General features: G+C 73.0%; 8 protein-coding genes. 1 reads left to right on the top strand and 7 read right to left on the bottom strand.

Annotation, left to right across the window (positions count from 1 at the left end; all coding sequences use genetic code 11):
* The first annotated feature begins 5 nt into the window (after positions 1-5).
* Positions 6-1502 carry a hypothetical protein gene (locus ACF1CT_RS29240; protein WP_391786972.1) on the top strand — a complete coding sequence of 499 codons (1497 nt, stop codon included), beginning with the start codon at positions 6-8 and terminating at the stop codon, positions 1500-1502.
* A 164-nt stretch (positions 1503-1666) separates the two neighbouring features.
* Here the strand turns inward: ACF1CT_RS29240 and ACF1CT_RS29235 are convergent, their stop codons facing one another.
* From ACF1CT_RS29235 to ACF1CT_RS29205, 7 genes are all read right to left on the bottom strand, one after another.
* Positions 1667-2977, bottom strand: a complete 1311-nt coding sequence (locus ACF1CT_RS29235; protein ID WP_391786971.1) for a TIGR02679 family protein — start codon at positions 2975-2977, stop codon at positions 1667-1669.
* Complete coding sequence (locus ACF1CT_RS29230; protein ID WP_391786970.1) at positions 2974-7128, bottom strand: TIGR02680 family protein; 4155 nt, start codon at positions 7126-7128, stop codon at positions 2974-2976. The genes ACF1CT_RS29235 and ACF1CT_RS29230 overlap by 4 nt, the downstream gene beginning before the upstream one ends.
* Positions 7125-8456, bottom strand: a complete 1332-nt coding sequence (locus ACF1CT_RS29225) for a TIGR02678 family protein (protein ID WP_391786969.1) — start codon at positions 8454-8456, stop codon at positions 7125-7127. The genes ACF1CT_RS29230 and ACF1CT_RS29225 overlap by 4 nt, the downstream gene beginning before the upstream one ends.
* Positions 8453-10009, bottom strand: coding sequence for a TIGR02677 family protein (locus ACF1CT_RS29220; protein WP_391786968.1), 1557 nt, complete (start codon positions 10007-10009; stop codon positions 8453-8455). The genes ACF1CT_RS29225 and ACF1CT_RS29220 overlap by 4 nt, the downstream gene beginning before the upstream one ends.
* Positions 10010-10363: 354 nt before the next feature.
* Positions 10364-10756 carry a type II toxin-antitoxin system death-on-curing family toxin gene (locus ACF1CT_RS29215; protein WP_391786967.1) on the bottom strand — a complete coding sequence of 131 codons (393 nt, stop codon included), beginning with the start codon at positions 10754-10756 and terminating at the stop codon, positions 10364-10366.
* The gene (locus tag ACF1CT_RS29210; RefSeq protein WP_147995503.1) at positions 10753-10947 is read right to left on the bottom strand and encodes a ribbon-helix-helix protein, CopG family; all 195 of its coding nucleotides are present in this window, start codon (positions 10945-10947) and stop codon (positions 10753-10755) included. Before ACF1CT_RS29210 ends, ACF1CT_RS29215 begins: the two co-directional genes overlap by 4 nt.
* Before the next feature lie 465 nt (positions 10948-11412).
* The gene (locus ACF1CT_RS29205; RefSeq protein WP_391786966.1) at positions 11413-12648 is read right to left on the bottom strand and encodes a glycoside hydrolase family 1 protein; all 1236 of its coding nucleotides are present in this window, start codon (positions 12646-12648) and stop codon (positions 11413-11415) included.
* Between the last annotated feature and the right edge of the window lie 16 nt (positions 12649-12664).

Here is a 12664-nt window from a genome sequence, read left to right as displayed (position 1 = left end):
TCTTCGTGCCGCAGTTACTCGATCCGGGCAGAGCCCGCACGATGGACGAGTTCATCGGCGAACTACGCCTGTTGAAGGCATGGGCCGGCAATCCCTCGATCACGGAGATCACCCGCCGCGTTCATGCCGCCTGGCGGCAGGTGGGACGCCCGCGCAACGAATGGCCCGCCAGATCCACCGTGGGCAACTGCTTCCGGATCGGACGCCGCCGCCCGAACACCGACCTCCTGCTCGCCGTCGTCCACGCCCTGGTCGACGGCGACGCGGCGACGGTCTCCACCTGGCGGCAGGCCATGCGTGCCGTCCTGGGCGAGGTCGAGGCGTCCGCACGGGTCACCGCCTACGACCGGCTGCCCGCACCGCCGTCGCTGCTCATCGGCAGGGACGACCTGCTGACCCGGGCGGAATCCCTCTTCCTCGACGAGGACGCCGCACCCGTGCTCGCCCTGGAAGGCATGGCGGGAACCGGCAAGACGGCCCTCGCCCTGGCCCTCGTCCACCGCGTGCGCCCGGCGGGCCGTCCGGACGCACCCGTACTCTTCGCACGACTGCGCGGCACCGCCCCCGGCGCACCCCCGGTCGACCCCTCCGCGGTTCTGGAATGCTTCCTGCGCCTCCTGGGAGTGGGCGGCGAGCGGATCCCCCACGGCCTCGAAGCCCGTGTCCAGCTCTACCGGCAGACGCTCGCCGGAACCGGGACCCTGATCGTGCTCGACGACGCCGCCGACGGTGACCAGATCCGCCCGCTGCTGCCCGGCTCGCCCACCTGCCGCACGGTCGTCACCAGCCGCAGCGCCCTGTACGACGTGGACGGAGTGGAGCGGCTGCGGGTCCCCCCGCTGGACGCGGCCGGCTCCGCGGAGCTGCTCGGCCGCGTCGCGGGAGCCGAGCGCCTCGGCCCCGGCCCCGCGGCCGGCCGCCGGATCGGCGAACTCCTCGGCCACCAGCCGCAGGCACTGACGATCATCGGCCGCCATCTGCGCGACCATCCCAACTGGGACCTCGCCGACTACTACCGCGAGTCGCTCACCCTCCTCGCCATGGAAGGCGGGGTCAGGACCTCCGTGGCGGCCTCCGACGCCCGCCTCCCGCTGGGCGCCCGTCGCCTGTTACGGCTGCTGGCCCTGCACCCCCTGCACGACATGGGCATACAGGCGATCGCCGCCCTGGCCGACGAGTCCGCCGCCTCCGTGCACCGGCACCTGACCGCACTCACCCGGGTTCATCTCGTCCACGAAGTGGAACCGGACCGGTACCGGCTGCCCGACCTCGTCCACGCCTACGCCGAGGAACGCATCAGCATCGACGAACCGGCGAGCCGGATAAAGGAGGCACTCGGCAGGGCCCTGACGTACTACCGGACCAGAATCGACAACGACGGCCGGAGCCGGACGAACCGCCTCGACACCGCCGTCGTACGCAAACGCTTCAAGCACACGGACGCCTGGTCCGAAGTCGTGCGCCAGGCGGCCAGGGGGACCGTGACATCCGTCGCGGCGTAGCGCGATCCGCCTCCGCCCCGTCGAGACCACGGTCACGGCCCACGTCACCCGCTTCCTCGCCGAACTCCGGCTCCGCGACCGGGTGCAGGCCGTCGTCAACGCCGATTCCTTCACCGTCGGACCACTCGCCGAGGCACTCCGCGTCCCGCGCGGCGGCGCCGTTCTCAAGCCTTTCCCGGACGCAGGCGGCCGGAGGAACACTCCGGCCGCGCCTCGGCGGCGAGGTCCCCCAACAGCGCATCGGCGACCAGTTCCTCGACCACGGCAGCGCCGTGCTCCGCCAGGGCATCGGCAAGCCCGGGATCCCACGGCGCTTCGGTGACGCGCCCGGGGTGAGGGCCGCGCGCGTTGCGGACGACCGCGGCCCGGTAGTCCGCCGCCGTCATGCGCCAGGGGTGCGCCCGTGTCTTGTCCAGGACGTACGCGGCGATGCGGATGCCCTCGCCGTCGAAGTCACCGTGGTAACGAAGAGCGGCGCCCCGGTCGGCGAGCAGGCGCAGGAGCTGGATCGCGGCGCTGTTGGGCCAACCGGACGTACAGACGAGCGGCGGACAGCCGGGGCCGAAGCGGCGGAGTGCCAGGGCCAGGATGCTGGGGTTCTCCACCACGTGGACGACGTGTGGGGCAAGCGCGGCGGGCAAGGCGAGTTCGCCCGGGTTCCGCACGTGCGCGAGGGTCAGGCTGGCGGCCTGGCCGGCCTCGGCGCACAGGCGGGCCACCCGGGCGAGAAGACCGTCGCCGACGGGGCGCAGCCCGCCCACGACGACGGTGGCTGACAGCGCGTCGTCGGCGACGCCCGCACGGGTCCACAGGGCGCGTCGTTCCGCCGCGGACTGCGGTGGAGCGACGTCGTACAGGGTTGCCAGGGCGCGCAGGACGAGCGTGGAGAGAGGTGTGCCGTCGTCGAGAGCGTGTGCGTGGCCGTTCAGGACCCGGGCGGCGAAGACGGGCAGCGGTTCGGCCCGGCCGGGGAGTTCGGCGAGCACGGCGAGCGCGTCGGTGAGCAGTGTGCGGGTGCGTTCCGCCGAGCCGCCGACCAGGCCCGCGGCCCGGCAGGAGGCGGCCCAGTCGGCGAGCACCGGCTGCGCCCGCACCGTGTCGTGACCGGCCAGCCAGGCCCACAGTCCCGAGCGTTCGTCGTCCTGGCGGCGCCGCTCGCCGGCTCGGTCGCCGAGTGGTCCGACGAGTGCGGTGACGGCCTCTCGGACGGTACGGCCGGAGAGTTCGCGGACGGCCTCCTCCAAACGGTCCAGGGCGACGGAGGGACGGGGATCCGGCAGGCGGTCGAGACCGAGGAGGTCGGCAAGGGCCTCCCGCTGGGGTTCGTCCAGCGGTCCGAGGCGTACCCGCGCGACGGGGCGACCGGAGGAGAGGCGGTCGTGGACCGTCTGCCAGAGGGGGCGGAGCTCGGGGCGGCGCAGGGTGGCCTCGCCCGGGGCCGGTTCTGTGCGGGGCGTGGTGTTCGCGGTCGTCATTCCGCCTCCATGCCGGTGCCGTTCCAGACGAAGCGCGCGCTGGTGACGGCCTCGTCGTCACCGGCGGTGAGGAGTTGGTGGACGGCGATGCCGGGCAGCTCGCGGTAGGTGCCCCACTCGTGGTCGGAGGTGATCATGAGGTCGAGGTCGAGTGCGGTGAGCAGGGCGAAGACTTGTCCTCGGTTCACGGTGTCGACGCCGACGAAGACCTCGTCGAGCAGGATCGGGCGGGGTGCCAGGGGCACGTCCTCGTAGTGGGCGGCGACGGCGGCGAACAGCGGCAGGTGCAGGGCGATGGCCTTCTCCCCTCCGGAGAGGGCGCCGTGCAGCCGCTTGGTCAGCGGCTGCCTGCCTTTTCCGTCCGCCCGGTCGAGACTGACGGTGAAACTGTGCCAGGCGGTGTAGTCGAGTACGTCACCGAGGTGTTCCTCCCAGCTCGCGGCCGTGTCGCTGTTCTTGGCCTCCTCGATGCGGCCGCGGAAGAAGGCGTGCAGGGCCTCACGGTCGGACTCGGTGACCCGGCCGGGGTCCTTCAGGAGCAGTTGGCGGGCGGTGCGGGTGCTGTCGGGGAGGTCCGGGCGAACGTCCCAGACGAGCTGGACCGCGACCTTGGAGGCGGTGCGGACCCGCTCCAGGTGCCCGTTCATGTGTGCGACGAGCTCGCCGGCCCGGCGGATTCGGGCGGCGAGGTGACGGCGGATGTCACCGGTGAGGATCTGGTCGAAGAGACGCCGCTCGGCGGTGCTGATGTCGTCACGGCTGCGGTCGCGTTCCTGGGTGAGCGTGGTGAGCAGGCCGGTCGCTCCGACGCGGACGCCGTCCAGGGCGGCGGTGAAGAGCTGGACGTCGTCGTCGGGCTCCAGGTCCAGGTCGGCGCGGACGCCGAGGTGTCCGCGGGCCTCATGGACGGCTTCGGAGAGGCGGGTCGCGGCGTCGCCGAGGTTCCGTGGGGCGTGCGGGAGGCCGGGCCACTGGGCCGCGATGGCGCGGGCGGCCTCCAGAGTGGCCCTGGTGCCGTCCCCGGCGTCGAGTTCCGGTGCGATTCCGGCGTCCTCGGCCAGGCCGACGAGGCACAGATGCCGCAGGCGACGTGCCGCGCCGCCCCGGGCCGCGACGGCCCTCTCCCGTCGTTCGGCGTCCTGGCCACTCGTGGCCCTCAGTTCTCCGATGCGGCCTTCCAGGTCCACGAGGAGACGGTTCGCCCGCCGGGCGTCGTCCCGGCAGCGGTCCCGTTCGTCGCGCGCCTCCACGACACGGGCGACGATCTGCCGGTAGTCCTCTCCGACGGCCGCCTCCACCGCGTGCAGGCGCGCCGTCATCCCGGCGGCCCTCGCCCCGGCCGTGGCCGCCTCCTCGGCCCTCTCGTCCGCGATGCGGCGGGATCGGTCCGCCTGCGCGGCGGTCTGCCGGGCCCGTTCCGCGGCGGTGGCCGCGGTGAGGCGGGCGTAGACCCAGTTGCCCGCGAGGTCGTGGAATCTCTCGATGTCGTCGAAGAGCGTCCGCAGCCGGTCGCGGTCGGTGGGCAGTCCGTGTTCCGCCGCCCGGCGGCTCAGTGTGCGCAGCGCGTCCGCCACCTCGGTCTCGCGCCGGGCGAGATGCGTGGTCGCGTCGCGTACGACCTCGTCCCGGGCGGCCACCATCTCCTCGGCCCGGTCCCAGTCCCGTCGGAGTGCGTCGAGTTCCCGGTGGCCGGGGCGGGCGGCCCGGTCGGCGTCCAGCCGGGCGGCCCGGGCGTCGAGCTCGTGCAGCTGGCCGTCGACGGCGTCGAGGGCGGCGGCCGTCTCCTCGACGCGCCCGGTCAGTTCGGCGATCCGGCGCTGCCGGGTCCGCTGCCGGGCGAGAGCACCGATGAAAGCGGGTTCCGGCTTGTTCCACGTCCCGGTGGCCGGCCCGAGGCGCCAGGCTCCTCCGGCGGAGACGGCAGCCGGGTGGCCGCCGGGAAGGACGGTGCCGTACGCGACACCGGCGAGGATCCGGGTCACGGTGTCGGCCGGTACGGGGAGGTCCGCCTCCGGCCGCAGCACGTCGAGCAGGCTGGGCCCCGGGGCGGTCGTGGTCAGGGCGGCCTCGATCCGGGTGTCGTGACCCGGCAGCGTGATCCCGTCCGAGGAACTGACCCACGCGTCCAGGAGGCCCGAGCTCTCCAGTGCGGCTTCCACCGCTGCCCGGACGGGGACCGGGACGTCTTCGCGGAAGACCACCAACCGCCACAACGGTGCTCCCGCCGCCGTGGTGCGGACGGTGGTACGGGCGGGCGGAACGGGCGGCGGGAGGTCGGTCTCGCCACTGAGCCGACGCACCTCCTCGCCCAGCCTGTCCCGCTCCTCCCCCAGCCGCCGGCGTGCGGCCTGCGCACCGGCCCGCGCCGTGGTGATCTCCTGGTCCAGCGGTCGCGCGGCGGCATCGACCAACGCGCGCACATCCGCCTCGACCGCGGCCCCGGCCGCCAGTTCGCCGGGGTCGGCGATGCTCAGCTCCGCGCAGTTCCCGGCCCAGGCGAGCAGCCGTTCCGCCTGCCCGGCGACGGCGTCGTCCCAGGCTCCGGCGGTCTCGTCCCGGCGAACGATCGCCTCCCCGAGCCGGGTGCGTGCCTCGTCCAGCAGGCCCTCGGCGGTGCCCCGGTCCCGTACCGCGCGGTCGTGCCCCTCGATCGCCTCGGTGATGTGGGCGACCTGCCCGCGTCGGGCGGTGACCGCGCCGCGGAGCAGTCGGCGGGCCCGGCGGGCCGCGTCCTCTCCCGGCGGACGAACGACGGCACCGGACTCCTCGGATCGCCGGTCGCCCGTGCCGTGCGCCGGGCCGTCGCGGAGCGGCACCGCCGGTCCCGCGTCCAGGATCGCCGCCACCTCACGATGGACGGACTCCATGCCCGGGCCCCGGGCCGACCGGTGGGCTTCGTCCGCGGCTTCTCGCGCGTGTTCGTCGAAGGTGCGGGCGTGCCCCGCGGTCTCGTCGGCGAGCCTCCGGTCCTTCTCCGCCCCGTTCCCGGCGGACCGAGCGGTGGAACGCCGCTGCTCGGCGGCGGCGACGAGGTGTGCGGCGTCGCGGCGGAGCCGGTCGAGTTCCTCCCCCTTCCGGTACGCGTCGCTGTCGCGCAGCCCCTCGACGGTCTCGTCCAGTGCGTGTGCCCGCAGCTCCTGTTCGTCGCGCAGGGCCTGCGTCGAGCCGCGTTCCGCGAGCACCTCGTCGAGCTCCTCGGCACTCCGGCGGGCGGCACGGGTGAGGTCGTCCAGGTCGGTCGTCGCGGAGATGAGTCCGGCCGCACCGGCGCGCAGAACCCGGCGGGCGTAGGCGCGCTGCCGGGATGCGACGGTCTCGGCCGCCGCCACTTCCGCGTCGAGCCGGTCGACGTGGTCGCGCTGCCGGTCCAGGCGCTCGAAGCCCTCGGCGAGTTCGGTGATCTCCCCTTCGCCGAGCGGGGGCAGGGCGCGGGACAACAGGGTGGACAGCAGCGAGGGGTCGAGCCGTTCGGACAGCTTGGGCTGGCGGAGCTGGAGCAGCGCGGAGAGCAGCGACTCGTACCGCTGCTCCGCCATGCCCGCGAAGAGCGCGCGCCGGACAGCGGTGCGATAGTCGGTGGCCGACGGGTGGACCTCGCCCCGGTCGCGAAGGGCTTCGGCGAGAGCGGCCTTGGTCAGCGGCTGCCCCGCCTCGTTGACGAGTGGCACGCCATCGGGGTGGGAGAGCCGGGAGCCGGTGGTGAAGTATTCGGCGTGTGCCGTACTGGTGTGCACGCTCGCATGCAGGCGGGCACCGCAGCCGAACCAACGCTCGACGCCGTCGTCGACGCGGCGGAACTCCATCCACACGTATCCCACGCGTGTCTTGCCGGAAGCTCCCGCACCCAGCATGTTCCAGTGCATGGTTCGTTCCGAACCACCGAACGTGGAGAGGCGGTTGGGGCGGAGACTGGCGTCGAAGAGGAAGGGGAGCAGCAGTTCCAGGGCCTTGGACTTGCCGGAGCCGTTCTGGCCGCGCAGCAGCAGACGCCCCTGATGGAACGTGAAGGTCTCGTCGTAGTAGCGCCAGACGTTGAGGATGCCCGCGCGGTGGGGCTGCCAGCGGCTGCGGGCGGCGTCCGACTCGCGAACGGACGGCAGTTCGGCGTCCTCCTCGGGCCGTCGTTGGAGGGGCAGCTCTGTCACGTTCACTGTGTGTCTCCTGCCGCGGCGACGCCGCTGGAAGCGGTGGTGCCTTCCGGTTCGTTCCTCGGGCCCGGACCCGGGCTCGGGCTCGGGCTCGTGGTCTCCGTCAAGCGGTAGCGGTACGCGGCCGGCCGCGCGAAGGCGCGGCCCCGGGCCCGGTCGGCCAAGCCCATGTCGAGCAGGACGCGCAGGGCGTCGTCGGCCAGCCGTGCCGGACCGTCCTCGGACCGGTACGCCTTGGCCCAGCCCGGGAAGCGGCGCAGTTGCCCGGCCCCGGCCTCGGCCAGTTGCTCGGGCAGCATCCCCGCGGGAGTCGCGCAGAGAGGTTCGAGGAGGAGCAACGCGGCGACCCGGGCGGTGGAGGTGTCGTCGGGGAAGCGGACGTCGGTGGCGATGCCGTCCGGATCCACGAGGAGAAAGCCCTCGGCCCGTTCCTCCAGGAGGAAGCCGGCCTGCTCGACCGAGCGGCGCATGATCCGGCGGCCGGTCGGGGAAGTGACGTACGCGAGTTCGTCCTCGTCGAGGTCGGCCCGGTACAGCACGGGGTCGTCGAAGAGGCGGCGGAGTACCGAGTGGCGCAGCCACAGGTTGCGCTGGGCATCCGTGGAGGCGGTCTCGCCGGACGAATCGTCGGCCGTCCCGTCGACGGCGGCGCCGCCGTACCGGCGCTCCCGGACCAGGCCGGTGAGGAGGTTCTCGAACCGCGCGGGCACCTCGTCCGGGGGCACGGCGAGCCGGGAGGCGCCGACGGGCGCCGCCGGCAGCCTCATCAGCAGCGTGCTGTCCACCCGGTAGAGCACCTTCGCCTCCGCGGAGTCGGCGTACGCCTCGGTCGTCCCGTCCACGGCGCGCAGCACTTCGTACGACTCCAGCAGCTTCAGGACGTCGACGAACGCCATCCGCTCCGGCCGGTGGACCGGGTCGAACGCCGGCAGTTCCCGGTCGGCCGCCGTCGCCTGCACAACGCGGTCGGCGAGCATGCCGATGGTCGTCATCGGCATCGACAGCAACTCGGCCGCGGTGACACAGAGCAGGACGTAGCGCCGACGGTCGAACGGGGCCCGGCCGGACCGTGCCCTGCGCGCCGGGCGGGAGCCGTCGGGGTTCGCACGGATCTTGGCGAGGCGGGCGTACCCGCGGCGGGGCTCCACGACCAGGCTCCAGCCGCACGTGTAGTCGAACCAACGGGCCAGCGGGTCACGACGGCGACGCACCAGTTCGAATCCGGTCGGGTCGGCGGCCTCGGTGAGCAGCGGACGGGCCAGAAGGAGGCGGAGGGCACGGGCGACCTCTTCCCGTTCCGCGGAGGCGAGCTGGTTGGCGAGCGTGCTCATCCGGCCGCCTCCTGTCCGGTGGCGGCGCCTACTGCCGGGAAGGCTGTCGTTCCGCCCGCGACCATGATGTGGACGACGTAGTCCGGGCCCGCCAGCGTCCCCTTCGCGGTGTGCAGTACGGCGGTACGCCTGTCGGGAGGCGGCGACAGCACGATCTCCACCCTGCCGTCCCCGGTCGTGGTCCGCCGCAGGCCATCCGTGTCCGACGGGGCGGCAAGGGCCCGGCCCAACAGGTCGAGCAGGTGGTCGAAGGCCACCGGATCCAGGACGTCGAAGGAGGAGAGCCGCACCGGGCCGTCCGTCCTCAGCGCCTGCCGGGCGCGCGCGAGTTCCGCCCGCTCCGCACGTGCCCGCTCGGCGCGCTCGGCCCTCAGGGCCGCGACGTCCCTCACTTTGCCGGTGCGGGTGAAGCGCTCCGTCCGTCCACTGGTCCGCAGCAGCGCCGACACCGCCACCGCAGGCGCCTCGGACCAGGAACGGGACAAGGGGATCAACTCGGGGTCGGGGTGGGCGAGGTGGGCGTGGCGTGCCGGACCGAGGCCGAAGGCCGTCGACCACAACCGGTGCAGGTCGTCCTCCTCGGGAGCCGCAGCGAACCAGCGCGCCAGTTCACGGAAGTCCTGTACGGCGCTGGAGGAGCGGCGCCGGGACTCGTTGATCCGCTCCAGGACCTGGAGGAGGGAGACGATGGCGCGCCGGGCGATGTCGTGCAGCTGCTCGATCCGGGGGCGCGCCCCGTCGTCCGGCAGGAACCAGGCCCGCAGGCCCGACCAGCGCGCCCGCCGGCCCTCCAGCCAGCCGGCCGCCGGGTCCTCCCCCGGCACCGGTGGCAGTTCCGCGCCCCGCAGGGCCCGCTCGCGCAGCACCGCGATGCCCCTCTCCTCCACGCGGGCCACGGCCGCGGCGACCGTCTCGCCGCGCCGGTCGAGATCGATCAGGAATTCCTGGAGGTACGCGACGGTGGCGGCCTTGACCTCACGGAACACATCCAGGTCCACGCCCTCGGCGCGCAGGAGCCGCTGCAGCTGGCCGTTGAAGGCCTTGGTGTTCTCCACCAGGGCCTCCAGATGGCCCTCCAGCTCCCGCAAGGTGCTGAAGATCCGGCGGTCCGCCGCGGCGGGTTCACCGGACAGCAGAGTCAGCTCGTCGAGCCGATCGGTGATCGCCTCCAGCACCGCGGTCTGCAGCGCCCCCGTCGAGGCCAGCACCTCCAGGGCGTGTCGCAGCCCGGCGAGCGCGGCCTCGCCCCGGCGGGTCAGCGAGTAGTGCAGGTTGCGCCGCTCGTACTCCTCGGCCGTGCGGTAGTTCTCGGCGTGGTTGTGGACCACATCGAGAAGTTCCCACCCCACCAGCCGTTTCAGCGTGTCGTGCAGTTCTTCGTCATCGACGTCCGCGATCCAGCCCACCCCGCGCAACCGCTCGCGTACGCCGTCGAGCCCGAGCGTGGTCTCCAGGTGTTCGCCCGCCACGCCGAAGGCCTCCAGCACGGCCCCGTTCAGGTCGGACTTCTCCCCCGTGGTGAACCGGAACATTTCCGGTGGAACCCTGCGCATCCTCGTACGTCCCCTCCTCCGCCGCCCCCGCGGCACTTCGGCCCCCACGGTAACGATCCGGGGAGCAGCAGGAGGTGGGCCGACGAGCGGCGTCGTGCGGCTGCGCGTCCGAGGCGCACGACGACGAGGTGGGGGCCGGGCACGCGTGCCCTGAGCGGCGCATGATCCGGCGGCCTCCACACGGGGCGTGGCCGAACATCTGCGGCTCGACGGCGCGCGCGCCGCGACCGGCAATCCGGGCCAGGGGGTCCGGCCCGATCCGGTCGGCCGACGCGCCGTCGCTCGGCGGCGATGGAAGCCGGGTGATGCGTGAGGGCTGGGCACGCGAGTTTCCGGGCCTCACGATGTCGTGCGTCAGGAAACGGGGAACCAGGCAAGCAGACGCTTGGCGATGAACGGCACATCGACGATGTCCTGCGCGACTTCCTCGACGAACGGGCCGGCCACGGAGACGGGCGGCGGAACGGCACCGGCGCTGACGCCGTTGAACCGCAGGAAGACGCGCATGGCAAGCCAGGCGGTGCGCTTGTTGCCGTCGATCAGCCCGTGGTTGCGGGCGACCGAGTGCAGCAGCGCCGCCGCCTTCTCGTGCAGCGTGGGATACAGCTCGGCCCCGAATACGTTGGTTCGGGGCCGTTCGATCGCCGACACCAGAAGTCCCATGTCGCGCACGCTGTGCTCGGTACCGTTGACCGCGCGGGCGATGGCCAGGATCTCGTCGATCTGGATGTAGCGCACTTCGGTCACTTCAGGTAGTCCAGGATCTCCGCATCGCTGTCCATGAGCTCGGCCAAGACGTCGTCGACCTTCAGCTCGGCCCGGTTCTGGGCGTCACGGATGGCCTCGATGGCAAGCTCCTGCTTGCTGCGGCGCTCGCGACGAGCACGCTCGGTGAGCTTCGCGTCGAGGTCGTCGGGAAGTCGGAGTGTCATCGCCATACAGTGATGATACCGGTCTGGTATCTGGGTGGCGAGGTGATACCGACCACTCAAGGCCTCGGACCACCGCGCCCCCACCACGTCTCCGCCGAACCGCGCTCCCGGTTCCGAGGAGCGTGCGGCCGAGGCAGGGACGGCCCGGTCCGCGCGGCCGGGCCCAGAAGGTCCGCGAGGTTCATGCGCACGCACAGAACCGCAGGTCAGGAGCCCTTTGCAGCCGGTTCAGGGATGGCCACGCACTCCGCATGGTGCATCAGAGGATCTTTCTCATGGTTCCTCCTGTGCGGGGATGAGGGGAAGAAGGGAAAAGAGGAGAAGGAGCTGGGGGTGGGATCGGTGAGGAACGGCCCCCGGTCCTGGTGTCAGGTCCGGGGCCGGGGGCCGTTCGGCAGGTGGGGCGCTCAAGGCGCCCGGGAGGCGGCGGCCGGATCGGGGAGCGGCTTCGGCCTCCGTGGTCGCCGTCCGTCAGGCCGTGGGCCAGCGACGGTCTCGGCCGGCCGCGCCGAGCCAGCCGGCGGAGGGCTTGGGAGTGCGGGCGAAGGTGGTGCGGTCGACCGCGATGAGACCGAAGGTGGGCCGGTAGCTGCCCCACTCGTAGTTGTCGAGGGCGGTCCAGTGGAAGTAGCCGCGTACGTCGATGCCGTCGGCCATCGCGTCGGCCAGACCGGCCAAGGCGCCGGAGGTGTAGGCGACGCGGCGCGTGTCGTCGCCGGTGGCGATGCCGTTCTCGGTCACGACGAGCGGGACGCCCGGGGCGAGCTCGGCGGTCCGGCGCACCGCCTCGCCGAGGGCCTCCGGGTAGAACTCCCATCCAGTGAGGGTGCGTTCGGCGTCGTCGGGGACGGGCAGGAGGCCGTCGGGGCCGACCACGATGCGGGTGTATGTCTGGACGCCGAGCCAGTCGTCGTCGCGTGCCGCCTCCAGGAAGACGTCCTGGCGCGGGCGGCTGTAGGCATCGGCGGCTGCCTCCGCGCCTTCGAGCGCCTGACATGCCTGGACGGAGACCGACCAGCCGGTGCGCACGTGCGGCACGTGGGACTTGACCGCCTCGACGGCGCGGCGGTGGGCGCGGGTCAGGGCCTCGGTGAGGTGGGGGTCCGGCTCGGGTATCCCGGTGGTCGCGAGCTGCTCGGTCGCGCCGCCCGCCTCCGTGCCGGCCGCCGCCTGAGCGAGGACAGGGAGCAGGGCCGCCACCATGTTCGGCTCGTTGATGGTGCACAGGTGGTCCACGCCGTCGGCGTAGACCGGGGCGGCGGCCTCGGCGAAGCGGGCAAACCGGTCGGCGGCGTCTTCGCCGTACCACGAGCCCCGGGCGGCGAACCAGCGCGGCGTAGTGAAATGGTTCAGGGTCACCAGGGGGCGCAGGCCGCGCTGGTGGGCGCCCTCGACCATGCGGCGGTAGTGGTCGATCGCGGCGCGGGAAATCTCGCCGGGGGCCGGTTCGATGCGGGCCCACTCCATGCTGAACCGGTAGTCGGTGAAGCCGAATCCGGCGAGCAGGTCCATGTCCTCGGGCCAGCGGTGGAAGCTGTCACAGGCGTCGCCGCTGGGCTCCTCGATGTGCCCGCCGGGGCCCTGTTCCAGGGCGAGGTGTTCCAGCTCCCACCAGTCACTGTTGTGGTTCGCTCCCTCGGTCTGGTGGGCAGCGGTGGAGGCCCCCCAGAGGAAGCCCTCGGGCAGGGTGGTGCGGGGGTCGGTCATGGTGCGTGCTCCTGGG

The organism is Streptomyces sp. NPDC014734 (assembly GCF_043083325.1).
GTDB lineage: Bacteria > Actinomycetota > Actinomycetes > Streptomycetales > Streptomycetaceae > Streptomyces.
Note: the sequence above shows the minus strand (reverse complement) of the source record. Positions and strands in the feature narration are given on the sequence as shown.